At 69.0% G+C, this 23,645-nt stretch carries 24 protein-coding genes; 13 read left to right on the top strand and 11 right to left on the bottom strand.

The window, feature by feature from the left end; genetic code table 11:
* Positions 1 to 21 precede the first annotated feature (21 nt).
* The 3 genes from Amac_RS10675 (at position 22) to Amac_RS10685 (ending at position 3,338) form a co-directional block, all read left to right on the top strand.
* On the top strand, positions 22 to 1,323 hold the full coding sequence (locus tag Amac_RS10675) for a GH1 family beta-glucosidase (RefSeq protein ID WP_155354173.1): 1,302 nt from the start codon (positions 22 to 24) through the stop codon (positions 1,321 to 1,323).
* Positions 1,324 to 1,460: 137 nt separating this feature from the next.
* Positions 1,461 to 2,339, top strand: a complete 879-nt coding sequence (locus Amac_RS10680) for an aldose 1-epimerase family protein (protein ID WP_155354174.1) — start codon at positions 1,461 to 1,463, stop codon at positions 2,337 to 2,339.
* 12 nt (positions 2,340 to 2,351) lie between these two features.
* A complete protein-coding gene (locus tag Amac_RS10685) occupies positions 2,352 to 3,338 on the top strand; it encodes a phosphotransferase family protein (RefSeq protein ID WP_155354175.1) in 987 nt (328 codons plus the stop codon).
* Here the strand turns inward: Amac_RS10685 and Amac_RS10690 are convergent.
* Together Amac_RS10690 and Amac_RS10695 are read right to left on the bottom strand one after the other, a co-directional pair.
* Positions 3,322 to 4,062, bottom strand: a complete 741-nt coding sequence (locus tag Amac_RS10690; RefSeq protein WP_155354176.1) for an anti-sigma factor — start codon at positions 4,060 to 4,062, stop codon at positions 3,322 to 3,324. The genes Amac_RS10685 and Amac_RS10690 overlap by 17 nt on opposite strands.
* Positions 4,059 to 4,622: a sigma-70 family RNA polymerase sigma factor gene (locus Amac_RS10695; RefSeq protein WP_155354177.1), complete on the bottom strand. Its 564-nt coding sequence runs from the start codon at positions 4,620 to 4,622 to the stop codon at positions 4,059 to 4,061. Before Amac_RS10695 ends, Amac_RS10690 begins: the two co-directional genes overlap by 4 nt.
* 136 nt (positions 4,623 to 4,758) lie before the next feature.
* On the opposite strand from Amac_RS10695, the gene Amac_RS10700 reads away from it, so the two are divergent.
* The 3 genes from Amac_RS10700 to Amac_RS10710 are packed head-to-tail and all read left to right on the top strand — an operon-like array spanning position 4,759 to position 8,216.
* Positions 4,759 to 6,030, top strand: a complete 1,272-nt coding sequence (locus tag Amac_RS10700; RefSeq protein ID WP_155354178.1) for an FAD-dependent oxidoreductase — start codon at positions 4,759 to 4,761, stop codon at positions 6,028 to 6,030.
* A gap of 11 nt (positions 6,031 to 6,041) precedes the next feature.
* Positions 6,042 to 7,376, top strand: a complete 1,335-nt coding sequence (locus Amac_RS10705; RefSeq protein ID WP_218041005.1) for a class II 3-deoxy-7-phosphoheptulonate synthase — start codon at positions 6,042 to 6,044, stop codon at positions 7,374 to 7,376.
* Between the two features lie 54 nt (positions 7,377 to 7,430).
* Positions 7,431 to 8,216, top strand: a complete 786-nt coding sequence (locus Amac_RS10710) for an SAM-dependent methyltransferase (protein ID WP_155354180.1) — start codon at positions 7,431 to 7,433, stop codon at positions 8,214 to 8,216.
* Positions 8,217 to 8,289: 73 nt separating this feature from the next.
* Here the strand turns inward: Amac_RS10710 and trxA are convergent, their stop codons facing one another.
* From trxA to Amac_RS10735, 5 genes are all read right to left on the bottom strand, one after another.
* On the bottom strand, positions 8,290 to 8,655 hold the full coding sequence (gene trxA / locus Amac_RS10715; RefSeq protein WP_155354181.1) for a thioredoxin: 366 nt from the start codon (positions 8,653 to 8,655) through the stop codon (positions 8,290 to 8,292).
* 270 nt (positions 8,656 to 8,925) lie between these two features.
* On the bottom strand, positions 8,926 to 10,614 hold the full coding sequence (cydC, locus tag Amac_RS10720) for a thiol reductant ABC exporter subunit CydC (RefSeq protein ID WP_246268239.1): 1,689 nt from the start codon (positions 10,612 to 10,614) through the stop codon (positions 8,926 to 8,928).
* A 268-nt stretch (positions 10,615 to 10,882) separates the two neighbouring features.
* The gene (gene cydD / locus Amac_RS10725; protein WP_218041006.1) at positions 10,883 to 12,517 is read right to left on the bottom strand and encodes a thiol reductant ABC exporter subunit CydD; all 1,635 of its coding nucleotides are present in this window, start codon (positions 12,515 to 12,517) and stop codon (positions 10,883 to 10,885) included.
* Between the two features lie 13 nt (positions 12,518 to 12,530).
* Complete coding sequence (locus Amac_RS10730) at positions 12,531 to 13,265, bottom strand: cytochrome d ubiquinol oxidase subunit II (RefSeq protein ID WP_155354182.1); 735 nt, start codon at positions 13,263 to 13,265, stop codon at positions 12,531 to 12,533.
* A 265-nt stretch (positions 13,266 to 13,530) separates the two neighbouring features.
* A complete protein-coding gene (locus Amac_RS10735) occupies positions 13,531 to 14,700 on the bottom strand; it encodes a cytochrome ubiquinol oxidase subunit I (protein ID WP_155354183.1) in 1,170 nt (389 codons plus the stop codon).
* Positions 14,701 to 14,778: 78 nt separating this feature from the next.
* Between Amac_RS10735 and Amac_RS10740 the strand changes: the two genes are divergently transcribed.
* Positions 14,779 to 15,114, top strand: coding sequence for a PadR family transcriptional regulator (locus Amac_RS10740; protein WP_155354184.1), 336 nt, complete (start codon positions 14,779 to 14,781; stop codon positions 15,112 to 15,114).
* Here the strand turns inward: Amac_RS10740 and Amac_RS10745 are convergent.
* Together Amac_RS10745 and Amac_RS10750 are read right to left on the bottom strand one after the other, a co-directional pair.
* The gene (locus Amac_RS10745; RefSeq protein ID WP_155354185.1) at positions 15,086 to 15,772 is read right to left on the bottom strand and encodes a permease prefix domain 1-containing protein; all 687 of its coding nucleotides are present in this window, start codon (positions 15,770 to 15,772) and stop codon (positions 15,086 to 15,088) included. The genes Amac_RS10740 and Amac_RS10745 overlap by 29 nt on opposite strands.
* Positions 15,773 to 15,853: 81 nt before the next feature.
* Entirely contained in the window at positions 15,854 to 17,092 is a 1,239-nt protein-coding gene (locus tag Amac_RS10750; RefSeq protein ID WP_170322429.1) for a pentapeptide repeat-containing protein, read from the bottom strand.
* A gap of 449 nt (positions 17,093 to 17,541) precedes the next feature.
* Here Amac_RS10750 and Amac_RS10755 point away from each other — a divergent pair, with 449 nt between their 5' ends.
* The 4 genes from Amac_RS10755 to Amac_RS10770 all read left to right on the top strand — a co-directional run bounded on the left by Amac_RS10755 (position 17,542) and on the right by Amac_RS10770 (position 20,318).
* Positions 17,542 to 17,709: a hypothetical protein gene (locus Amac_RS10755; RefSeq protein ID WP_155354187.1), complete on the top strand. Its 168-nt coding sequence runs from the start codon at positions 17,542 to 17,544 to the stop codon at positions 17,707 to 17,709.
* Positions 17,710 to 17,806: 97 nt separating this feature from the next.
* Entirely contained in the window at positions 17,807 to 18,910 is a 1,104-nt protein-coding gene (locus Amac_RS10760; RefSeq protein WP_155354188.1) for a radical SAM protein, read from the top strand.
* Positions 18,907 to 19,509: a dTMP kinase gene (gene tmk / locus Amac_RS10765; protein ID WP_155354189.1), complete on the top strand. Its 603-nt coding sequence runs from the start codon at positions 18,907 to 18,909 to the stop codon at positions 19,507 to 19,509. Before Amac_RS10760 ends, tmk begins: the two co-directional genes overlap by 4 nt.
* 20 nt (positions 19,510 to 19,529) lie before the next feature.
* Positions 19,530 to 20,318 (top strand): hypothetical protein, encoded by a 789-nt coding sequence (locus tag Amac_RS10770; RefSeq protein ID WP_155354190.1) that lies wholly within the window; start codon positions 19,530 to 19,532, stop codon positions 20,316 to 20,318.
* On the opposite strand, the gene cyaB is transcribed toward Amac_RS10770, so the two are convergent.
* Entirely contained in the window at positions 20,315 to 20,884 is a 570-nt protein-coding gene (gene cyaB, locus Amac_RS10775; RefSeq protein ID WP_246268240.1) for a class IV adenylate cyclase, read from the bottom strand. The two genes, Amac_RS10770 and cyaB, sit on opposite strands and share 4 nt — an antisense overlap.
* Before the next feature lie 138 nt (positions 20,885 to 21,022).
* On the opposite strand from cyaB, the gene Amac_RS10780 reads away from it, so the two are divergent.
* Together Amac_RS10780 and Amac_RS57240 are read left to right on the top strand one after the other, a co-directional pair.
* A complete protein-coding gene (locus Amac_RS10780) occupies positions 21,023 to 21,319 on the top strand; it encodes a hypothetical protein (protein ID WP_155354191.1) in 297 nt (98 codons plus the stop codon).
* A 681-nt stretch (positions 21,320 to 22,000) separates the two neighbouring features.
* On the top strand, positions 22,001 to 22,135 hold the full coding sequence (locus Amac_RS57240) for a hypothetical protein (protein ID WP_281356265.1): 135 nt from the start codon (positions 22,001 to 22,003) through the stop codon (positions 22,133 to 22,135).
* A 259-nt stretch (positions 22,136 to 22,394) separates the two neighbouring features.
* Here Amac_RS57240 and Amac_RS57245 read toward each other — a convergent pair whose 3' ends face one another.
* Positions 22,395 to 22,529, bottom strand: coding sequence for a hypothetical protein (locus Amac_RS57245; protein WP_281356266.1), 135 nt, complete (start codon positions 22,527 to 22,529; stop codon positions 22,395 to 22,397).
* Positions 22,530 to 23,645 lie beyond the last annotated feature (1,116 nt).

Consider the following 23,645-nt stretch of genomic DNA (forward strand, 5'->3'; position numbering starts at 1 on the left):
GCCAATCCATCTAGGAGGCCCATGAACGCCTTGAGGTTCCCCAGCGACTTCGTCTGGGGCGCGTCCACGTCGGCGTACCAGATCGAGGGAGCGACCAAGGAGGACGGCCGGGGGGTGTCCATCTGGGACACCTTCGCCGCCACGCCCGGGAAGGTGCGCGGCGGCGACACCGGGGACCCGGGCGCCGACCACTACCACCGCTACGCGCAGGACCTCGACCTGATGCGCGACCTCGGCCTGCAGAGCTACCGGTTCTCGGTGGCCTGGCCGCGGATCCAGCCCAACGGGTCCGGCAAGGCCAACCAGAAGGGCCTGGACTTCTACCGGCGGCTGATCGACGGCCTGGTCGAGCGCGGCATCCGGCCGATGGTGACGCTGTTCCACTGGGACCTGCCGCAGGCGCTGCAGGACGCGGGCGGCTGGGAGAGCCGGGACACGGCGCTCCGGTTCGCCGAGTACGCGGAGATCGTCTTCGGGGCGCTGCACGCGCGCGACTGGCTGACCATCAACGAGCCGAAGACCGTGGTGGACTGCGGCTACCGGCAGGGCGTGCACGCGCCCGGGATCGCCGACTGGGATCGCGCCCTGGTGGCCTGCCACCACCTGCTGCTGGCGCACGGCCTGGCCTCCCGCCTGCTGCACGAGCAGCACCCTGGACGCCGGATCGGCCCCGCCCTCAACCTGCACCCCACCTACCCGGCCGAGGACAGCCAGGAGGCCAGGGACGCGGCCGTCCGGCAGGACGCCGTCGAGAACCGGCTCTACCTGGATCCGATCTTCAAGGGGTTCTACCCGGAGGAGACGCTGCCCGCCGACCGGAGCCACATCAGGGAAGGCGACCTGGCCACGATCAGCGAGCCGATCGACCTGCTCGGCGTGCAGTACTACACGCCCATCTTCGTCGGCCCCGACCAGCGCCGGGTGATCAAACACCGGACCCGGCAGGCGGGCTGGCTGGAGGACTACCCGGACGGCTTCCACGACATCCTGGTCCGGGTCAAGCGCGACTACCCCGAAGTCCCCCTCGTCATCACCGAGAACGGCCTGGCCACCGACGACGAGCCGGGCGCGGACGGGCGCGTCGCCGACGAGGACCGGATCTCCTACCTGCGCGGCCACCTGGCCGCGATGCACCGCGCGATGAAGGCGGGCGTGCGGGTCGAGGGCTACCACGTCTGGTCGCTGCTCGACAACTTCGAGTGGGCCGAGGGCTACGCCCAGCGTTTCGGCATCGTGCACGTCGACTTCGAGACGCAGAAACGCATCCCGAAGGACAGCGCCCACTGGTACGGCGACCTGATCAGGACCGGAGAGCTGCGGTGATCCCCTGATTCCAATTAGTTGACTATCCCATCAAAGTCCCCTTAATCTGTGGGAGCGCTCCCACAGCCTTGCCGGAATTGTCATTAATATGGGTCCCGCCGTGCCTGAGGTACGGCTAATGCCTAGAAAGGACCCCCGTGTCCCAGTTCACACTTCTCGGTGGTGGCTATCGCGCCGATGTCACCGAGCTCGGCGGCGCCGTCCACGGCCTCTGGCGCGGCGGCCACGAGCTCATGCCGAGCTGGCCGGAGGACGGCCCGATCCCCTTCTACAGCGGGGCGGTGCTCGCGCCGTGGCCGAACCGGGTGGTGGGCGCCCGATACGTGTTCGCCGACGAGTGCTTCGAACTCCCGGTCAACGAGCCCGACCGGGGTCACGCGCTGCACGGGTTCGTCGCGGACGTGCCGTGGACGGCGGTGGAGTTCGCGTCCATCGAGGACGAGCACGCGTTCATCCGGCTGACCCACACGCTGGAGCCGAAGCCGGGCTACCCGTTCCGGCTGCGGTTCGAGCTGCGGCACGACCTGTCGGCGAACGGCCTGACGACCACCATGACCGCCGAGAACGTGGGCGAGACCGCCGCGCCGTACGGCACCGGGCCGCACCCGTGGCTGCTCGCCGGTCCGGACGTGCGGGAGTACGAGCTGGATCTGCCCGCGGCCAAGGTCCTGCTCGTCAACGACATCCTCGCGCCCGTGACGCTGGAGGACGTCACGTACACGCCGTACGACTACCGCGCCCCCCGCCAGATCGGGGAGACGGCGATCGACCACGCCTTCACCGGCCTGACGGCCGGGCGGGTGCGGGTGCGCGGCCCGGAAGGCGGCCTGGAGATGTCGTGGGACCCGCGGGTGCTGCCCTGGGTTCAGGTCTGCACCGGGACCGGGCTCGGCTTCCGCGGGCTGGCCGTCGAACCCATGACCTGCCCGCCGGACGCGTTCAACTCCGGCACCGACCTGATCGTGCTCAAGCCCGGAGACACGCACGAGGCCGCCTGGACCCTCGCCATCATCTAGGAACCCACACCTATGGACAGCAGGACGAAACGGCGGCTCTCCGCCGCCGAACTGGACGCCCTCGTGCTTGGCGCGCTGGGCGTCGGGATGGTCTCCTCCGAGGAGTTACCCGACGGCTTCGCCAACGCCGTCTGGCGGCTCGGCCTGGAGGACGGCCGGGACGTCGTGCTCAAAGTCGGCCCCCCACCCGACCTGAAACTCCTCACCTACGAGCGGGACCTGCTGCGCACCGAGGCGATGGTCTACGACCTCGCGGCCGGCGCCGGCCTGCCGCTCCCCGCGCTGCTGCACGCGGGTTTCGACGACGCTCTGATCGGCGGCGACTACCTGATCCTGGCCGCTCTGGACGGGGTGCCGTGGAACCATGCCACCCTGGAGCCCGCCCAGGACCGCGAGATCCGCTTCGAGCTCGGCCGCCACCTGGCCACGCTGCACACGATCCCGGGCACGGGCGTGTTCGGCTACCCGTACGCGGGACTCACCGGCGGCACCTGGCGGGAGGCGTTCCTGGTCATGGCCGGGGCGCTGCTGGACGACGCCGTGCGCTACGACACGCCGCTGCCCGCCACCATCCTGGAGATCGCCCGCCTGTTCCACACCAACGCCGCCGCGCTGGACGAGATCGTCACCCCCCATCTGGTGCACTTCGACATCTGGCCCGGCAACGTCTTCCTCAAGGACGGCAGGATCGAGGCGCTCATCGACCACGAGCGGGCGTTCTGGGGCGACCCGATCGCCGACTTCGTCACCCCGACGATCTTCGGCGAGATCCAGGGCGACGACCCGATGCTGGCCGGATACCACGACGGGGGCGGCGGGCGCGGCCTGTTCACCCACACCACCGAGGTCAGGGTCGCGCTCTACCGGGCCTATCTCTACCTGATCCTGCTGGTGGAGAACGGCCCCCGGCAGTACCCCGAGGAGTCCTACGCGCGGATCCGCGGGCTGGCCACCGAGAGCCTGGTCCGGGCCCTGGAGGTGCTCAGGCGAGCTTCGTGAGCAGGATCGGCGTGGTGGTCGGCTGCCGGGAACCGCCCGCGGGCTCGACCGTCACGCCGAACCGCTCCGCCTCGCCGGGGACGGCCAGCGTGGCCGTCCTGACCCCGCCGCCGCCGTCCACCAGACCGGCCGAGTGGATCCCGGTCGGGCCGATCAGCCACATCTGGTACGTCTGGTCGGACGGCAGCCCGGGCATGTCCGAGGCGAACATGAGCTTGCCCTGGTGCGGCGAGAGCACGATGGTCGCCCCGCCGCCGCCCGTCATCGGCACCCGCCGGACCACGGCGTCCGGCGCGGCCAGCAGGTTCTGGGTCGCGGCCAGCAGCTGCTGGGTCTCCTCCAGCGTGCGGTCCCGCTGCTGGACGGTGTTGACCGCCACCACCCCGACCGTGACGGCCGCGGCCACCGAGGCCGCCGCCAGCCCGACGGCCAGCCGGGACCGCCAGCGCGGAGCCAGCGGCACCACGTTCGCGCGCTCGGTCCTGACCGGCCTCGGCGGCTCCTGCCGCACCTGCGCGATCTCGGCCAGCACCCGCCGCTTCAAGGCGAGCGGCGGCGGCTCGGCCACCCCCGCGGCCAGCCGCGCCGCGGTCTCGCGCAGCCCGCGCACCTCGTCCGCGCACGCCTCGCAGCGCGCCAGGTGCTCCTCGAACAACCCTTGATCCCGGTGCGGCAGTGCGTTCAGCGCGTACGCCCCCGAGAGGGTGTGGAGGTCGTCGTTCATTTGTCCACCCCCATGCAGTCGCGCAGTCGAACCAGTCCGTCGCGCATGCGTGTCTTGACTGTGCCCAGTGGCACCTTGAGCAACCCGGCTACTTCCGGGTAGCTGTATCCCCCGTAATACGCCATCGTGACCGCCTGGCGTTGCAGGTCGGTCAGGCCGTCGAGGCAGCGACGCACCCGTTCGCCCTCCAGCCGGGTGGTCACCGCCTCGGCGACCTGGTCGTAGGCGACGTCGTTGTCCAGCCGGGCGGCGCGTTCCTCCCGGTCGGTGGCGGCCTGCGCCGACCTGACCCGGTCGACCGCGCGGCGGTGCGCCATCGTCAGGACCCAGGACAGGGCGCTCCCCCTGCCGGGGTCGAACCGGGCGGCCGTGCGCCAGATCTCGACCAGGACCTCCTGGGCCACCTCCTCGGCCTGGGCCCGGTCCCGCAGGACCCGGCGGATCAGCCCGAAGACCTGGCCGCTGACGCGGTCGTAGAACCGCTCGAAAGCCGCTTCATCGCCGCGCGCGACCTCGCCCAGCAGCTCCTCGAGCCCCGGGCCGCGTCCCGCCGCGAGCATGGACACAACCTCGTTCACACTGGGCTATTCGCCACCAGGGTCCCCGTGGATTGGCGGGGTTGCCGGGATTTTTCCCGGGTAGGCGGCTTCAGCCGGCCACCGGCGGGTGACACCATATTTCAAGGGGTGATGAATTATGACCGACACCACGTGCGTGATCGCGGGCGGCGGGCCCGCGGGGGCGATGCTGGGGCTGCTGCTGGCCCGGGCCGGGATCGACGTGACCCTGCTGGAGAAGCACGCCGACTTCCTGCGCGACTTCCGGGGCGACACCATCCATCCGTCGACCCTGCAGGTCCTGGACGAGCTGGGCCTGATGGCGGAGTTCGAGAAGCTGCCGCACCACACCCTGCCGTTCCTGGCGCTGAACACCGGCGAGGAGCTGGTGCCGCTGGCCGACTTCCGGCGGCTGCCGTGCCGGTACCGGCATGTCGCGATGGTGCCGCAGTGGGATTTCCTGAACATGATCACCGCGGCCGCCGCCCGGCTGCCCAACTTCAGGCTGATCATGCGGGCGGAGGCGTACGACCTGGTCAGGGACGGCGACATTAAGGACAGAGGAGCCGTACGCGGCGTGAAGTACCGGGAGGAGGGGCGGGAGCGGGAGATCCGGGCGGCGCTCACCGTCGCGGCCGACGGGCGGGGGTCCGACCTGCGGCGGGCGGCCGGGTTCCAGCCGGTCGAGCTGGGCGCGCCGATGGACGTGGCCTGGTTCCGGCTGGACCGGCACGACGGCGACCCGGTGGAGACGTTCCTGCGGCCGGGCGTCGGCGTCGGCGTCGCGGCGATCAACCGGGACACCTACTGGCAGCTGGCCTATCTGATCCCGAAGGGCGGCTACGAGGCGCTCAAGGCGCGCGGCGTGGCCGCTTTCCGGGACACCGTCCAGCGTCTGGTGCCCTTCCTCGAGCCGGACGCGCTGACCTTCGACGACGTGCGCGTGCTCACCGTGCGCGTGAACCGGCTGCGCCGATGGCACCTGCCCGGGCTGCTGGTGATCGGTGACGCCGCGCACGCCATGTCCCCGATCGCCGGCGTCGGCATCAACCTGGCCGTGCAGGACGCGGTGGCGGCGGCCAACATCCTGGCCGGGCCGATGGCGAAGGCCGAGCGGCGCAGGCGCCCGGTGCTCGACCCGGTGCCGGACTCGCTGCTGGCCCGGGTGCAGCGGCGGCGGATGTACCCGACGGTGGCCACCCAGTTCCTGCAACTGCTGATCCAGAACCGGGTCATCGCCAAGGTCCTGTCCGGCCAGGAGCTCTCCCAGGACCTCGGCGGCGCGGCCAGAAACATCCCCGGACCGCTGAAGCGGCTGGCCGGGCGGGTGGTCGGGCTCGGCTTCCTGCCGGAACATGTACGGTCTCACCACGTGGACATGAGGGCGGTGACGGTGGACGCCGTGCAATAACCTGGGTTGTCGTGAGCGCTCTGAACCTCGATACCTGGCGTGACCTGCCCGCCGCCCAGCAGCCCGAATGGCCCGACCGGGCCGCGTTGGACCACGTGGTGGCCGAGCTCAAGGGGCTGCCGCCGCTGGTCTTCGCCGGCGAGTGCGACCAGCTCAAGGACCACCTGGCCGCGGTCGCCCGGGGCGAGGCCTTCGTGCTGCAGGGCGGCGACTGCGCCGAGACCTTCGCCGGGGCCACCGCCGACAACGTGCGGAACAAGCTCAAGACGCTGCTCCAGATGGCGATCGTGCTCACCTACGCGGGCCGGGTGCCGGTGGTCAAGATCGGGCGGCTGGCCGGGCAGTTCGCCAAGCCGCGCTCCAAGAACACCGAGACCCGGCAGGGCGTGGAGCTGCCCGCCTACCGGGGCGACATGGTCAACGGCTTCGACTTCACCCCCGAGGCCCGGGTCCCCGACCCGGGCCGGTTGCTGCGCGCCTACCACTCCTCGGCGGTGACGCTCAACCTGGCCCGCGCCTTCACCAAGGGCGGCTACGCCGACCTGCGCCAGGTGCACGCCTGGAACCAGGACTTCGTGGCCGGTTCCCCGGCCGGGCAGCGGTATGAGCGGCTGGCCCGCGAGATCGACCACGCGCTCGCGTTCATGCGCGCCTGCGGGGCCGAACCCGAGGAATTCCACACTGTTGAGTTCTACTCCTCGCACGAGGCGCTGATCCTCGACTATGATCACGCGCTGACCCGGATCGACTCGCGTACCGGGCTGGCCTACGACGTGTCCGCGCATATGGTCTGGATCGGCGAGCGCACCCGGCAACTGAACGGCGCGCACGTGGAGTTCTTCAGCAAGATCCGCAACCCGATCGGGGTGAAGCTGGGCCCGGCCACCACGCCGGAGGAGGCGCTCACCCTGGTCGAGAAGCTCAACCCGGACAACGAGCCGGGGCGGCTCACCTTCATCACCCGGATGGGCGCGGGCAAGGTCCGCGAGGCGCTGCCGATGCTGGTGGAGAAGGTCACCGCCAGCGGGGCGGCGGTGGCCTGGGTGTGCGATCCGATGCACGGCAACACCTTCGAGGCGGCCGGGGGCTACAAGACCCGGCGGCTCGACGACGTGCTGGACGAGGTGGCCGGGTTCTTCGAGGTGCACCGCGCGCTGGGCACCCACCCGGGCGGCATCCACATCGAGTTCACCGGCGACGACGTCACCGAGTGCGTGGGCGGCGGCCACCCGATCGTGGAGGGCGATCTGGCGCTGCGCTACGAGACCGCGTGCGATCCCCGGCTCAATCGGGGTCAGTCGCTCGACCTGGCGTTCCGGGTCGCCGAACTCTACCGGGCCCAGTGATGATATTTCGGGATTTCGCCGTATGATCGTCTCTCCGCTGTCAGGGGAGAACCGATGAGCCAGCCGCCGCCCGGCGTCGATCCGAATACGCCCAATGTGGCCCGCATGTATGACTACTACTTGGGGGGCAAGGACAACTTCGCCGCCGACCGGGCCGCGGCGGAGCAGATGACCAGTCTGTTCCCCGACGTCAGGGCGGCGGCGCTGGAGAATCGGGCATTCCTTGCCAGGACCGTGCACTGCCTCGCCGAGGCGGGGATCCGCCAGATCGTGGACATCGGCTCGGGCCTGCCCACCCAGGGCAACGTGCACGAGATCGCCCACCGGGTCGCGCCGGACTGCAAGGTGGTCTATGTCGACTACGACCCCGTCGTGGTCGCGCACGGGCAGGCCCTGCTCAGCCGGGGCGAGAACGTGGAGGTCGTCATGGGCGACTTCCGCCAGCCCGACGACCTGCTGGCCAAGGTCAGCCAGGAGATCGACTTCGACCGCCCGGTGGCGTTCCTCCTCTTCGCGCTCCTGCACTTCGTCCACGAAGCCGACAAGCCGTACGAGATCGTCGCCCAGATGCGGGACCTGAGCGCCCCCGGCAGCTACCTCGCCCTCACCCACGCCACACCCGCGATCCCCGACGTCAGCGAAGCGGCCCTGGAGATCTACAAGAAGGCCACCGCAGCCCTGGCCCTACGCGAATACGAGGAAATCCTCCCGTTCTTCGACGGCTACGAACTCCTCGACCCCGGCCTGGTCGCCCCCCGCGACTGGCGCCCCGACGCAGACACCTACCTCCCCGACACCCACGCCTCAGTCGGCTTCGGCGGCGTCGGCCGCAAGCTCTAACCGGCCGCTTCCAAATCGGCCATGAACTCCAACAACGAACAGGGCCTCCGGTGGGAGGCCCTGTTTCGTTTGCCTAGCTCGGCTTCAGCTCGGAGTTGATCTCAGCGCGGATCGCGTCCATGTCCAGCGCCCGCAACTGCTTGATCAGATCCTCGAGCGCCGCCCCCGGCAGGGCTCCCGGCTGGGAGAACACCACGATGCCATCCCGGACCGCCATGATGGTGGGAATCGCGGTGATGTCGAAACCCTGCGCCAGCGCGGGCTGCGCCTCCGTGTCGATCTTGCCGAACGTGATGTCCGCGTGCTGCTCGGACGCCTTCTCAAAGATCGGCCCGAACGTCCGGCAGGGCCCACACCACGCCGCCCAGAAGTCGAGCAAGACGATCCCGCTGTCCGCGATCTCGTTGAAGTTCTTCTCGGTTACCTCGATCGTCGCCACACACGACTCCCTTCTTCATCGGACACAACCATGTGCCCACGCCCAGCATTCCAAGCCTTCTCGCGTCAGACTCCAAGGAGAGAACCCTAGACGAGGAGAGGCCATGTTCCCCGGATGCGGCTCGTGCTCCTGCAGCGATGAAATCCTGTCCACCCTCAAACCACCGCGAATCACCCAGCTCGGCTAAGGGGCGATGGGCGCTCCCGGTGGTGGCCGGGAACGCCCATCGGTGGCCAGACCCGCCGGTTCAGATACGCACAGTGGTCCGCGTCAGGTGTGGAGCATGGCTTCGGATTGCCAGAGGGTGCGGTAGTAGCCGTCGGTTGTGGTGAGGTCGGCGTGGGTGCCGCGTTGGGTGATCTGGCCGTCTTCGAGGACGAGGATTTCGTCTACCGCTTCCAGGCCGCGCAGGCGGTGGGTGATGAGGAGGGTGGTGCGGCCGTGGGTGGCGTCCAGGAGGTCGGCCATCAGGGCGGCGGCGGTCTGTTCGTCCAGGGCTTCGGCGGGTTCGTCGAGGAGGAGGATGGGCGGGTTGTAGAGGACGGCCCGGGCCAGGGCGAGGCGTTGGAGTTGGCCGCCGGAGAGGGTGCGGCCGTCCTCGCCCAGAGAGGTGTCCCAGCCGGTGCGGTCGGCCCAGGTGTCCAGGTGGGCGGCCTGGACGGCGTGGGCGAGCTCCTCGTCTGAGGCTTCGGGGCCGGCCAGGCGGAGGTTGTCCTTGAAGGACGCCTGGAAGACGTAGGGGTCCTGGGTGAGACCGGTCATGAGGTGGCGGACGGTTTCGGAGGGGAGGTCCCTCGCCTCGACCTCGTTGATGGTGATATTTCCGGATTCGTAGTCGACGGTGCGCATCAGGGCGGAGAGCAGGGTGCTCTTTCCGGCACCGCTCGGGCCCACGATGGCGACTCGGCGCCCGGGAGTGAGGGTGAGGCTCACCCCGTTGAGAGCGGGCCGGGCTTGGCCGTGCCGCACCACCAGGTTGGAGACCCCGATGGTGAGCGGACCCGACGGGGTGGCAGCGGGGACGGCAGGTTCGGTCACGGCCGCCGGGAGGGAGCGAAGATCGGTGAGACGGCGCAGGGCGGCGAGGACTCCGGTGAGGCGCTCTCCGGCCGCGGCCAGGGGAAGTACGGGTTCGAAGGCGACCAGGGACATCAGGGCCAGGACGGCCGTCGCCACCGAGCCCGTCCCGGTGGCCTGGCAGATCCAGACGATGGCGACGACGGTGAGGCCCTGGGTGAGGACCCCGGTCAGCAGCGCGGTGGCACTCACCCGGGACTGGCCGCGTTCGAGGGCCGCGAGACGGTCGTCCGCCGACATCCCCGCGGCCAGTGCCTCCCCCTTCGCGCCGTACGCGGCGAGGTCGGCGGACCCGTGCACCAGATCGGCGACGCGGGCGGCCAGGTCGGCGCGGGCCGGAGCCAGCCGGGCCGACCAGCGGCGGGAGGCGGCGGCCGTGCCGAGCGGCAGCAGAACTCCGGCGATCACGAGACCGGCCAGCAGCGCGAAGGCCGCCGCGGGCAGCAGGAAGAGCGCGATCACCACGGCCGCCGCTCCGGTGACGAGAGCGGCGATGGCGGGCAGCAGGCACCGCACCAGCAGATCCTGGACCGCGTCGGTGTCATCCACCATGCGGCTGAGCAGATCCGCGCCACGATGGCTGAGCGGACCGGACGGGATCAACGCCTCATAGAGCCGCTCCCGGGTCGCCGCCTGAGCACGCAACGCGACGTCATGCCCGGCAAGCCGCTCCGCGTAACGGAAAACGCCCCGGCTGGTCGCGAACGCGCGCACCCCGACGATCGCCACAGAAAGCGCGGCCAACGGCGGCTGCTCAGCGGCCCTGGTGATCAGCCACGCGGCGGAGGCAATCAACCCAAGCCCAGCCAGATCGGCCGCCGACCCGGCCAACGCGGCGACGACCAGCCGCCGATTCAGCCCACTCGGAATCAACCCGCTCATCGGAATCCCCCCAGAAAGAGGACCGTCCGCACTCTGGCCGGGGATGCGGTGATCACCGCACGCCTCCCAGGAAGGGGAGCGCCAGCCGGATCGCCCGCAACCCGGCTGGCCGAGGGCGCGGTGATCAACACAGACCTCCCAGGAAGGGGAGCGCCAGCCGGATTACCCGCAATCCGGCTGGCCGGGGATACGGTAATCAACGCAGACCTCCCAGGAACGGGAGAACCCGTCAGATTGTCCGCAGTCCGGCTGGACGGGGATGCGCTGGTCACCGTAGGCCTCCTACGGGGCGTGCGTGGTCTTCGGTGATCGCGCCGTCGGTTATGCGGATCACGCGGTCGGCGAGGTCGATCATGGCGGGGCGGTGGGCCACGATTACGGCGGTGCGGCCTTCGGCGAGGTGGCGGGTGGAGTCGAGGACGGCGGATTCGCTTCGGCCGTCGAGGCGGGCGGTGGGTTCGTCCAGGAGGAGGACCTCGGCGTCGGGGCGGCAGAAGGCGCGGGCCAGGGCGACGCGCTGGCGTTGCCCGGCCGACAGGTTGGCGCCGCGTTCGCCGAGAACCGTGTCGTAGCCCTCCGGCAGGGATTCGACGAACTCGGCGGCCTGCGCGGCGGCGGACGCCGTACGGATCTCGTCGGAGGAGGCGGCCGAGCCGAGCCGGATGTTGTCGGCGACCGAGGTGGCGAACAGGTGGGGGCGCTGTGGCACGAAGGCGAGGCGGCGACGCCAGGCGTCCAGGTCCAGGTCGGCCAGGTCGACGCCGCCGACCAGCACCCGGCCGGACGAGGGGGTGACGAAACCGAGCAGCAGGTGGAGCAGCGTGCTCTTGCCCGCTCCGCTCGGACCCACCAGCGCGACCCGCTCCCCCGCCTCGATCACCAGGGACACATCGGTCAGCGCCGCGTCCTCCCGCCCGGGATACCGCACGGTCACCGACTCCAGCCGGATCTCCGGCACCCCCTCGGGGGCCGTCAGCCGCCCGGACTCCCCCGCACGTTCCTCGCCCAGCAGCGCGAACGCCTGATCGGCGGCCGTCACCCCCTCCATCGCGGCGTGGAACCTGGTCCCCATCGCCCGCAACGGCAGATACGCCTCCGGCGCCAGCAGCAGCACCAGCAGCGCCGTGCTCAGATCCAGCGACCCCGACAGCAGCCGCAACCCCACCGGCACCGCCACCAGCGCCAGTGACAACGACGCGACCAGTTCCAGCACCAGCGACGACAGGAACGCCACCCGCAGCGTGCGCATGGTCGCCGACCGGTGCTGATCGGCCACGTCGCGGATCACCGACGCCTGGTAGCGCGCCCGCCCGAACGCGCGCAGCGTCGGCAGCCCGCGCACCACGTCGAGGAAATGGCCGCCCAGCCGCGCCAGCGCCCGCCACTGCCGCTCGGTCACCGCCTTGGTGGTCATCCCGACCAGCGCCCCGAAGATCGGAATCAGCGGCAGCGTCAGCAGCACGATGATCGCCGTCGCCAGATCCGCCACGAAGAGCCGGATCAGCACCGCCACCGGCACCACCGCGGCCACCGCCACCGACGGCAGATATCCCGTCAGATAGGGATCGAGCGCGTCCAGACCCCGCCCGGTCAGCGTCACCAGCTCACCCGAGCGATGCTCGGCCGGGCTCATGTCCTGGAACCGGGACAGCAGCCGATGCCGCAGCAACGACTTCACCCCGCTCGCGGTGCGCCCGGCCGCGACGCCCTGCGCCCAGCCGAGCGCCCCGCGCAGCCCGATCACCAGCGCCAGCGGCAGCAGCGCGCCCACCGCGAACCGCCCGGACAGCACCCCGGCCAGCAGTTCGGCCTGCACCAGCACCAGCAGCCCGGCCACGATCGCGGCGCCCAGGCAGACCGCCAGGTGCCGCCGCGGCAGCACCCGCATCAGATCCCGGTGCACGATCCCCCCGAGGTTAGAAGAACGTCGGAACGGCACCCCTGCGGAACACGCGCCAGACCCAGATCTGCGCGCCAACCATGAGGGGAACAACTGGCAACACCATAAGGCTCAGCACCGACAGTGTCGCCGACGGGGCGGCCTCACCGAGCACGTCAGAGGCCAGGACCGCCAGCGGCGCCACGACCGGCGCGACGGCCACGGCCGCCGACAGCGCCAGCCCCCGGCCGGTACGGCTCGCGCCCTGCGCCACCGCCTCCCCGGGCAGCCGCCAGGCCAGGAACGTCCACCCGTGGAACGCGAACACCAGCGCGACCACCACCCCGTACGCCACACCCAGCAGCGCGGGCGCCCCGGTGATCCCCGCGATCACACCACCCCAGGACAGCGCCAGCCCCAGCGACCCCGCCGCGACCGCCCCCGTCCAGAACGACCGCCAGCCGCTCCCGTCCAGCCTGCGCCGGAACCACAACCCCGCGTCCCGTACGACCCACGACACCAGCAACCCCACCACCACCGGGTAGAGCCCGCTCAGCACCTCCCCTTCCAGCACCGGGAAGGCCCCGAACAGCACGCCCGCGAGCGCGACCAGCCACACCTCGTTGGCCAGCACGAACGGCGCGATCGCCCCCACCGCCCGATCGCGCTCCCCGGTGAAGGGCAGCAGCAGCCCGACCCCGATGTCGAAGCCCTCCAGGGCGAAGTAGCCGGCCAGCAGGACGGCGAGAATCCCGAACCAGAGGATCTCCACGACAGCTCCTTTCAACGCGATCTAGCCAGGAACCTAGGGCGTTCGCGCCCGAGAGGAATGGCTTCCCTATTTGTGGTTGCGCTGTTACTGTTGGTGATGCGGTGACGGGATTGAACGCACCCGGCTTGCCGGGGAACGGCTCCACGATCTGTTATCGGCACCGCGATACGCGGCATGGCCTGCCATGCCGGGCAGTGAGTCACGCTGCCGTACGCGGCCTGAACTGTCGAAACCATCGACGGCGAGGAGCTGCGAGCTCGGTCGTTCATAGCCGAGAAGCTGACAAAGTCAGGACGGGCTGCTCGCCCAGCGCGATCAGCGCGGGACCGCGCCGGATCAGGCGGGCGATCAGCAGGTAGTCGACGACGGCCAGCATGCCGAGCACCCCGACGAAGGCGAGGAACGACAGCATGATCTGCCCCGCGGTCAGCCCGGGGGTGAGCGCGTCGGCGACGGTGAGCTTGCCGTAGATGAGCCAGGGCTGGCGGCCTTCCTCGCGGGCGATCCAGCCGAGCACCAGGGCGATGAACGGCAGCGGCGTGAGCAGCATCAGCACCGGCTGGGCCCACCGCCAGCGCGGCAGCCACTTGACGCACGCCAGCAGCAGGAAGGTGATCAGCTGCAGCGTCTCGCCGATCGTCTGCATGCTGCCGAGCCCGATTCCGGCGAGCGTGTTCGCGGACCATTTGTCCGGCTGAGCCGTCTCGACGAACCCGAACTGGGCGTATCCGAAGCCGACCGTGAGGAACCCGCCCACGAAGGCCGTCACCACGCCGATCCGCAGCGAGGTCGTGAAGAACGCCCGTTCCGCGGTCCGCCGGAACAGCTGGTACGCGCTCGCCCCCATCACCACGCACCCCGCGGTCAGCAGCCCGGCGGAGAGCACGTGGGGCAGCGCCATCACCAGCGTCGGATTGCCGAGCAGCGCCCCGAAGTCGGTGAGCGCCAGCCGGTCGCCCTGAACGGTCGCCCCGGCGGGGTTCTGCAGGAAGGAGTTGGCCACCATGATCCAGAACGCCGACGCGTACGCGGTCAGCGTCACCAGCCAGATGCAGGCCAGATGGAGCCGTTTCGGCAGCCGGTGCCACCCGAAGATCCACAGGCCCAGGAAGGTCGACTCAAGGAAGAACGCGACCAGCGTCTCGATGGCCAGCGGCGCGCCGAACACGTCGCCCGCGTAATGCGAGAGCCCGCTCCAGCTCATCCCGAACTGGAACTCCATCACCAGGCCGGTGACGATGCCGAGCGCGTAGTTGGTGACATAGATCTGACCCCAGAACCGGGTCATCCGCTCGTGTTCGGGGTTGCCGGTGCGCACGTAGCGGGTGTTCATGATCGCGACAAGGGGGGCCAGGCCGAGTGTCAGCGCCACGAACAGGAAGTGCAGGCTTCCTGTCACGGCGAACTGCAGCCGGGCCAGGTCAAGAACGTCCATGAGGCTCCTTATGTGTGACTACATATAGGGAGCCTACATGTAGACTGCCTACATGAGAAATCCGGATAAGGTAAAGGCGTGAACGCCGACGCGCTCCGCGGGCATCTGGACGCCCTGCTCCTCTCGGTGCTCGAACACGAGCCGCAGCACGGCTACGCGATCATCGAGGCGCTGCGTGACCGCAGCGGCGGCGTGCTCGACCTGCCCACCGGAACGATCTATCCCGCCCTGCGCCGGTTGGAGCGCGCGGGCTACCTGGCCAGCGAGTGGGCCACCGTCGGCGGCCGCAGACGCCGCACCTACCGCCTGACCGGCGCGGGCCGCGCCGAACTGGCGGGTGAGAGATCCGCCTGGACCTCCTTCACCAGCGTGATCGGCAGCGTGCTCAACCCCTCGCGTGAACCTTCGAGCTGACCTTCGAGCTGACACTGAGGCAGCGCGCCGCGCCCCACAGCTGCCACCCCCACAGCGCCACGCTGAGTAAGGTCGCCACCGTTCCAGGCGGGTACGCCGCCATGTTCACCGCGTGCTGCGAACCCCAGATCAGCCCTCCGCACAGCACGGCCATCACCGGCATCTGCCCGATCACGAGCAGCCCGAGCGAGCGGGTCAGCACGCGTGGGCGGCGGCCGCGGCGCAAGCCGTACAGGACGAGGCCGCTCAGGATCCCGGTGCCGAACTGCAGGTAGTCGACGGTGACCGCGACCCCGCCGAACCAGCCGGGCTTGGCCGCCGTCTCGGCCGCCGGGAAGACGTGCCAGATCAGCGACCACATGAGCGCGGTGAGCGGCACGGTGATGAACAGCACCGCCGCCGTCCTGCGGCCCTGACCGGCGGTGAGCTCCTCCTGGTAGCCGGGCGCGATCACGTCGATCGGCCCGAACTCCTCGACCGCGAGCCGCTCGGCGCGCTCCCGGTCGAGCCCGCCGGCCTGGTAGGCCTCGGCGGCGTCGAGCAGGCCGTCGCGCGCCTCCGCGAGCATGTCCCGCTTCAACCGCCCAGGCCCGTGCAGGGTACGGCCCAGCCGGGCGACATACCCCTCGACGGTCTCTGTGGCGGTTAAAGTCTCCATGGTCGCCTGACAGGCTACGCGTTCCCGCGGCCGGGCGGCATCAGGGTGAACCCTGACCCCGGCCTCGGGGAACCCTCATGCTCAGCCGTGCAGCCCGTCGTGCTGGGTGGCGACCGGCGGCACGGTGGGCCGGTGCCCGATCGGGCGGCGCGAGCTCGGCTGCGGCGTGGCCGACAGCACCAGCGCGGCCACCGTCACCACGGCCACCAGCGCGAACCAGGTGACCTTGACCATGCGTAACCGCGGCGTCTTCTTCTCGCGGTTCTCGCGACGAAAGGGCCAGCGGGGCGGCCAGCTGAGCCGCAGCTGGTGGCCGCCGCGCGGCGTGCTCGCGAACACGCAGTCCCGCAGCCGCAGCCGCTCGGGCCCGACCACCCCCGGCAGGTGGCAGCCGCTCAGGTCGGCGCCGTCGATGGTCAGCTCCTCGGCGTCCAGCCGGTCCACCGACACCACCCGGATCTCCCCGCCGCGCCGGGTCACGCTGGACGTCCCCCGGCTGACCAGGCCGCGCAGATCCAGGTCCGCGTCACCGAGCCGGACCACCAGCCGCCCCAGCACCCGGGCCCCGTCCAGCACCACCGGACAGCCGCTCGCGTCGATCTCCACCGCTCCCTGCGCCCGCGCCTCGGTCAGCACCAGCCTCCTGGCCACCGCCGACGGCGCCAGGAACGCCTTCCCGACGAACCGCACCGACTCGAACCCGGACGAACCGTCGAACCCGGTCCGCCGGAACGACACCGCCCGCCAGAAGCGCGCGCCCCGGAAGGTGGCGTCCCCATGGAAACGGGTCCGGTCGAAGGACGCGAACCCGTGGAACTCGGCCGTGCGGAACGACGCCGAGCCCAGACACGCCTCGCCGAACAGGGCGTCGCTGGTGAGCACGGCCTCGTCCAGCGAGAGGTGGCCGCGCACGCGGGAGCCGTACAGGGAGAATTCACGGGCGAAGCGGACCCGGTGGAAGCTGGCGTTGCCGCCGAAGCTGGTGCCGAAGAACGAGGCGAGGCCGTCGAAGCGGGCGCCGTCGAAGGAGGCGTCGCCGGTGAACGTGGCGTCACCGAAGCGGACCGCGGACAGGAACCTGGCCTGGTCGAATCTGGCCCGGCCGATGGTGTGGCGGGTGGCGGCCAGGATCCGGGCGAGTAACTCGCCGGTGATCACGGTGCCGCGCAGGTCAACCGCCTGCCCGGGGAACAGACCCCGGAGGCACTCCCCCAGCTCATCGGCGTCCAGATGGCGCAGGCAGCGTCCGTAAGGCTGCCACGCCACCCCTATGCAGTCGGCACTTGTGGTGCACACGCTCCAGGACAGCAGATGCCTCATAGCCAAGGGCATACCCAGAAGTGGCTCCCCCGCTCCCTTCGGAGGCAGCTTATCGCCACCACTTCCACGACTCGGCGAAGAATAAGCACCGCCTGCCACGGCAGGCACCGCTATTTCTTCCTGCGAGCTTCAGTACGAAGTGTCAAATATGACGCTGTTTCCGTTTTAGGACACCGATGGGCTGAGATGTCGGGATCAAGTGCCTTCACGCTGCGGATCATGCGTGCGTTACGGCCGCGTCACCGAGTTCAGCGGCTGGACCGAGCTCTCCCTGGTCACCCAGGTGGACGTCTGCAGAATAGGCCGAAGCAACGGTCTCCTCGGGCGGTCGTACCTTCCAGCGCACCGACCGAACTCCTACGGCGAGGAAGTCCCCTTGACGTCCGAGTGGGAGACGACGGAAGGTCTGAAGCGCACGCTCCACCCACACTTCGGCGAAGAGGATGGTCATGCGGCTGACGTTTCTCGGCAAGGACACCAAAGATGACGGCTCGCCGACCCTCTACTCAACTGAGCGCGACACCTATCTGATCCAGGGATGGATCGTCACCGACACGGCCGTACTCGCCAAGTTTCGGCTATGCCCCCGCACGAGACCTCATCCGCGGCCGAGATGAATGCTGACCTATTGGCATCGGAGCTCTTCTGCCCGCCTCGGACGGGGCCTTCGAAGTTCGCTGAGATCACCGATCCGATTCCTCTGGGAGGTTGATCGTGCGAAAGTCCCTGATCGTCGAAACCTCGGCCAACTCATGCTATTTCAGGACATCCGTCGGCGGCGAGGGCCGCAAGGCCCTCATACAGATCAGTGAGCGCTGCAATCTTCACTGCGCGCATTGCTTCGTGTCTTCCGTCAAAAAGGGCCGCGACATCTCCTACACCGATCTGGTCGAGAAGGTCATCCCCAGACTGCAGCGTGCCCGAGTCGAGCGGATCACCCTGACCGGCGGCGAGCCGTTCGTACATCCCAGCATCATGGATATCTGCCGCCACCTCACCTCCCTCGGAATACCGGTAGGGATCTGCACCAACGCCACCCGCACCTCTGATGAGCAGATCATCGAACTGGCGGCCATGGGCGACATTCACATTAACGTGAGCCTGGACGGTTTCCGGCCGCAGAGCCACGGCAAGTTCCGGGGCGACGTCGCCTCTTTCGATCTCACTGTGGCGACCGTCCGCAAGTTCGCCGGAGCAGGACTGCTGCAAGGGCTGCTGTCCACCCCGAATGTACTCACTGACGTCGAGGAGTTCGCGGCGCTGTGCGAGTTCGCCGTCGAGGTGGGCGCCACCTACGTGCTGATGAACCCGCTCTCATCGATGGGCCGAGGGGTCATGAGTAAGGGCCGGATGGCCGCGGCCGATGACAAGATGCGGGCCATCCGCGAGACCACCGAGCAGTTCCGGGAACGCGGCGTGAACCTGGTCCACATCCGTTTCCCCAACGATGACCTTCCCCTCGCCGGATGCGACGCGGGCAAACTCGTGTACGTCTTCGCTGACGGTGCCACAGCGGTATGCCCCTACTTGGTCTTCGCCGCTCGCACCCCTCAATCGCGCTACTCCGACGACGACTTCCTGGTGGGCAACATACTGGACGGCGAGGTCACCGGGCCGCTGGATGACTACGACCTGGCCGGGATACTCCAGATGGGTACCAACGCCACCTGCCGGTCGTGCTCCCTCAACAGTTCCTGCGGCAAGGGCTGCCCCGCCGCGGTGATCTCGCGGGGCATGGCGATCGGGGACGTTGACGCCGAACAGTGCCCCGTGACTGACGGCCGACCGCTGCTGCAGATCCAACGGCGATCGGCATGACGTCCCCACTGTTCATCGCCGTGGAAGGCCCGAACGGGGTGGGCAAATCAACATCGGCGGCGCTGCTGGCCAAACGGCTTGCCGAACGGGGAGCGTCCGTCCATCTGACCACCGAACCGTCCGACAGCCCGCTGGGGCGGCTCGCGCGCTCCAGTGAATCGGGGTTGGCCGGGCGGGCGCTGGCCCTGGCGATCGCGGCTGACCGGGCCGCGCACCTCGATGCCGAGATCCTGCCCGCATTGGGAACCGGCCAGCATGTGATCAGTGATCGCTATGTCCAGTCCTCCCTGGTGCTCCAGCGGCTCGATGGGCTGGGGCCGGCCGAGATATGGCGCTACAACGCCTTCGCCCGGCCACCGGACCTGTCGTTCTACCTCCAACACGACCCGCAGACCATTCAGACCCGATTGAATGAACGCCGAATCCAGTCACGTCTGGAACGCGTCGGGACACCGGAGCGAGAACTGGAACTGTACGACGCGGCGTTCCGCTTTCTCGGACAGCGCGGGTGGCACCAGTTCCGCGTCGACTGCCGCGATCTAGACCCTGACGGTGTCGTCACCATAATGATCAACCAGCTCGACTTGCTGGCCACCTGAAAGGGCGAATCATGTTCTCCGTGCTCACGGTTAACATCGGCGCGGCAGCTCGTGACCGCGCTGAGCGCATGCTGGGCTGGCTCGCTTCCCGGCCTGAGCAGGTTTTCCTGCTGACCGAGACCAGCGCGGGCACCGGCACCACCTACCTGCTCGACCGGTTTCGGCAGGCTGGATGGGCGGTGATCAACACTCCCGATGTCGGGGACCGGGGCGCCGCGCTGGTCAGCCAAGTGCCAGTTGTAGACCAGGCGTGGCCACTGCGCGAGGTGTCCATCCCCGGCCGAGTCGCCGCCGCGCTCCTGGACACCCAGCCCGCCACCTATGTCGTCGCGCTCTATGTGCCATCCAGGGATCGCAGCCAAGCCAAGACCGAACGCAAGCAGATATTCATCCGCTCTGTGGTGGACGCTCTCGCCGGACTACCCGCTGACTACCGTGACAATCTTGTGCTCGGCGGCGACTACAACGTGATCACCCGCACCCACCGGCCCCTTCACCCGGGCTTCCTGCCGTTCGAGTTCGCATTCCTGGAAGCCCTCCAGGAGCACGGGCTGGCCGACGCCCACGATCACTGCTGGCCCGGCTCCCAGCCCTACAGCTGGATCGGCCGGACCGGAGATGGCTACCGCTATGACTACCTCCACGTAGGCAAGGCCCTGGCCGACCGCATCGGCTCCTGCGCCTACCTACACGAAACACGCGAACAGTCCTTGACCGACCACGCGGCCCAAACCCTGACACTGCATATCGATGCCACCATCCTGGACACGGGCGAGATGGCCGAGTCGGGGAAAATCGCGCTGTTCTAAGCCGGTGCCAGGGCCGCTCGCACCAGCGAATCGTAGGTGTCGGTGGTGCGCTCCAACGCCACCCCGAACGAGCGGGCGAAGGTGTCCAGGTGCTCCTGTGCGGCGGTTCCGGACTCGTTCGTGTCGAGGACTTTCTCGATCTCCAGGAACTGTCCCGCGTGCTCGACCTCGTCGACGCACAGCGCCATCCCGGCCACGTGCGCGGTCCGGCGCGTCTTCACGATGCGGACGGTCGGCTGGAATCCCATCTGGAGGATCGCCTGGTGCATTTGGTCGCGGTCGGCCACCTCGGATTCATGTTCCAGGCAGGCCAGTTCGTTGGCCAGGGGCGTCTTCACCGTGAACAGATGCCGACCGTCCTGGGTACGGAGACGGGCGAACGGCACACCGATCTTGGACTGGCCATACGCCCAGTCAGGATGCGCGTACGCCTGATCGTCCTGAAATATCGGGGCAGAAAGAACCAGCCCACGCTCTACCAGGGCACGCTCCAGGCCAGGCAGATCAAACAGCCGATACTTGACCTCGATCTCCTGCACTCTGGCCGCCCCTGTATCACCGCTCACTTCTGTCGCGTGAAGCCTAGCGGGGACCTCCTTGGGGAACCCAGACATCGGGAAAAGGCAAGAACGCCTTCCGGGCGGGCCGGACGAGCACCGCAAGGCGCACACGCTGCTCGGCCTGTCACCCCGAGGCGGCACCTCATGAGCGAGCACGCTGACGACATCGACCCGAAGGACTTCCCGGCCGACCTGCTGGATGCCGTATACCTGAGGGTGCTGGCCAACGGCATCCCCTGGCACCCCGACGCGGTCCGCATCCTCGCCGCCGCGCTGCTCACCGAGGCGCGCGAGCGAATCGCTCAGGCCGTGGAAGAGGCATGCATCGACCCTGACTGGCCGAGCGACGACGTCTCCAGCAACGGAGCCCTGGCCGTTGCCGTTGTGCGCGGCTGGCCCGACACCAACCCCAACTCCGAAAGCGAGGCGACACCGCGATGAGTATCCACAGCATCCCCGAAATTGCTCCGCAGCAGGAGAACTTCCGCCTGGAGGACGTGCCCGGGCTGGGCATGGTGACGCCACGCCGCGACCCTGTCGAGCCGGTCCCGGTCGGCTCCTACATCGCACGCGTCTTCCGCGTGAAGGCTACGACCCCGACTGCGATGGGTCGCTCATGGCACGCTTGGAAGGTGTCGACCTGGACGGCGAGACGACCGGGTGGACGGAGACCCACCTCGGCATGTACCGCGACTGCAGCTGGTTGCTGGACGGCCCGGGTGATCTGGACGCGCTGGCCGGCAGGAAACCGCCCCTCCCGTACATCCAGTGGACGCCGAGCGAGCCGCCCTTCCCGCGGGTCGTGGTGGACGAGAGTACCGGCGGGCCGGTCGACCAGCTGGTCCGTGTGGGCCTTCGCCACCACGATGTGGGCCAACAGCCCGGAGGCCCGTGCCGCGATGCCGCCGAGCCAGGCGGCCACGGGCGAGCTCCGGGAGGCGCTGCTGCAGCTGCTCGAACTCGGCGTGATCGACGTGGACCAGGAGCGGTTGAAAGCGCTGTACGCGTCGGGTCTCAGACCAGCCCTGGACCGCCCTGGCGCACAATGCGAACTTCTCGTACAGGTTCCCGCTCGTGCCATGCCAGCTAAAGTTCCCCGACGGCTGCCAAGGGGCGGGCTGGATGACCGCGTCGAAGGGCGGCCTCGTCGAGCTCGGCGGCGACGGCTCGTTCCCCGCCGCACCCGCCACAGGACCAGGCGGCCGAGGAGACCGGCGTTCTCCTGAAGCAGACAAGTCGTTGGGCGGGACCACCTGAAGCTTCTTGAACTCGGTGCCCTCGTCGAATTCCTCGGCGTCGACGGCAGTGGCATGACCTCTCGCCGTACGTGATGACTGCGCACGACCAGCAGGTAGAGGAGGCCCGGAGGATTCGTCAGCTCGTACATGGAATGTACGAGGGTGCGCGTTTTGTGGGGGAATTGCGGATGGTTGAGCCCTACCTCAGGGCGACCTTCGGGAAGCCGCGTGGTTGAACCTCCGGGCCGCACCGGGAAGGGGGCGGCCCGGAGTCACGCTCACACCGGGAGCATCGAAGCGTCGACGCCCAGCACTGCACCAACCACGATGATGATCGTGATCACGATGACGCGCAGGTGGCGACCCCAGGATTCGGGGAGTGACAGTGTGCAGTTGAGCTCGAGTTGTGCCATGCGGACCTCCGACGAGTTGAACCTTCGTGACTCGCACTTGGCCGCCGGGCTTCGCGGGCCGGGCTTTCGAATCCGCAGTACTCTGGCGCTGGATGAACGGGTACTTAGCGGCTCGGGTCCCGGACGGGGCCTGACGGCTGTACCTCTGGAGGGGCTCGGACCGCGTCAACGGTCCGAGCCCTTCGTCGTGCGTGAGGTACGGGCAGAACCATAGCGACCGTCACCTACAGGCTGGGGACAAGCCGCAATGACGTCACGAGGCCCCCGGTTGGTCGATTGTTGGCTTCTTGTATGTGTTTGTCCTTGCAGTTACTTCGACGAAAAGGGAGTGGGGAAAGTGTTCGCGCTCATACAGTCACACCCCTACCGACACATAGGATGATCCACAAAGAGGTGAGGCGGCCCGGGCGCCAACCCCGAGACCGCCCCAAACCTCATCCGCACCATGCTTCACGGCTGTCCCAAATGTACGTCCTTGGGGAGGCCGTCATGTCCGATGACCAGCACATTTCACCACCCGGCGCGTGTCTAGGCCTCTGCAATCACGGCGCACGCCAACTGCTGCGGAAGTTCCACGAAATCCTGCTCCTCCATGCCGCAGAAGTCGACGCCTGGTACGCCGACGGCGAGAAGGGCTCCATACCCCTCCCTTGGGCGCAACAGGGGTCGAATGCATGTTCGCATCCAGGACGCCGGATACACCTGGACCGGCGAGTTGATTACGAAGCGACACTGCACGTGGTCGTGGCTACTGGCCTATGCACACACCAAGAACGGGCCGCGCTGGCTGGACCTCTGCGCCGCCTGTGACCTCTGCGGGCCATCCCGCAGACGCTCGCCGCCGACCTTCCCGAAGGCGCAAAGGATGTCGCCCGCCACTGGTGCACATCCTGCGGCCCGACCGACCCGCCGATGCCCGCCACCAAGTGGACCGGCATTCCGCCCTGTCCGCGCAGTGGCTCGCAATGGCGCTGGTATGGCCGGATAGCCGATCGAGACGGTACCGCCATCGAGCCGCCGCCCGGGGAGTGCGCAGACTGCTGGGAGTGGCGCCGCTACCGCCTGCCCAGGAGCACTTCGGCTGGGCATGGTGGGGTATCTGTACACACCGAACCA

Source organism: Acrocarpospora macrocephala (assembly GCF_009687865.1).
In the GTDB taxonomy this organism is placed as follows: Bacteria; Actinomycetota; Actinomycetes; order Streptosporangiales; family Streptosporangiaceae; genus Acrocarpospora; species Acrocarpospora macrocephala.

What these genes read in the sequence shown, in the direction of transcription:
- Amac_RS10690 (WP_155354176.1), bottom strand. Translation starts at nt 4,062, where the DNA reads ATGAACGACGACCTCCACACCCTCTCGGGGGCGTACGCGCTGAACGCA.
- Amac_RS57245 (WP_281356266.1), bottom strand. Translation starts at nt 22,529, where the DNA reads ATGGCACAACTCGAGCTCAACTGCACACTGTCACTCCCCGAATCCTGG.
- tmk (WP_155354189.1), top strand. Translation starts at nt 18,907, where the DNA reads ATGACGTCCCCACTGTTCATCGCCGTGGAAGGCCCGAACGGGGTGGGC.
- Amac_RS10685 (WP_155354175.1), top strand. Translation starts at nt 2,352, where the DNA reads ATGGACAGCAGGACGAAACGGCGGCTCTCCGCCGCCGAACTGGACGCC.
- Amac_RS10745 (WP_155354185.1), bottom strand. Translation starts at nt 15,772, where the DNA reads ATGGAGACTTTAACCGCCACAGAGACCGTCGAGGGGTATGTCGCCCGG.
- Amac_RS10750 (WP_170322429.1), bottom strand. Translation starts at nt 17,092, where the DNA reads ATGAGGCATCTGCTGTCCTGGAGCGTGTGCACCACAAGTGCCGACTGC.
- cydC (WP_246268239.1), bottom strand. Translation starts at nt 10,614, where the DNA reads ATGAGCGGGTTGATTCCGAGTGGGCTGAATCGGCGGCTGGTCGTCGCC.
- Amac_RS10755 (WP_155354187.1), top strand. Translation starts at nt 17,542, where the DNA reads ATGCGGCTGACGTTTCTCGGCAAGGACACCAAAGATGACGGCTCGCCG.
- Amac_RS10710 (WP_155354180.1), top strand. Translation starts at nt 7,431, where the DNA reads ATGAGCCAGCCGCCGCCCGGCGTCGATCCGAATACGCCCAATGTGGCC.
- Amac_RS10675 (WP_155354173.1), top strand. Translation starts at nt 22, where the DNA reads ATGAACGCCTTGAGGTTCCCCAGCGACTTCGTCTGGGGCGCGTCCACG.
- Amac_RS57240 (WP_281356265.1), top strand. Translation starts at nt 22,001, where the DNA reads ATGACCGCGTCGAAGGGCGGCCTCGTCGAGCTCGGCGGCGACGGCTCG.
- Amac_RS10735 (WP_155354183.1), bottom strand. Translation starts at nt 14,700, where the DNA reads ATGGACGTTCTTGACCTGGCCCGGCTGCAGTTCGCCGTGACAGGAAGC.
- Amac_RS10780 (WP_155354191.1), top strand. Translation starts at nt 21,023, where the DNA reads ATGAGCGAGCACGCTGACGACATCGACCCGAAGGACTTCCCGGCCGAC.
- Amac_RS10700 (WP_155354178.1), top strand. Translation starts at nt 4,759, where the DNA reads ATGACCGACACCACGTGCGTGATCGCGGGCGGCGGGCCCGCGGGGGCG.
- Amac_RS10695 (WP_155354177.1), bottom strand. Translation starts at nt 4,622, where the DNA reads ATGCTCGCGGCGGGACGCGGCCCGGGGCTCGAGGAGCTGCTGGGCGAG.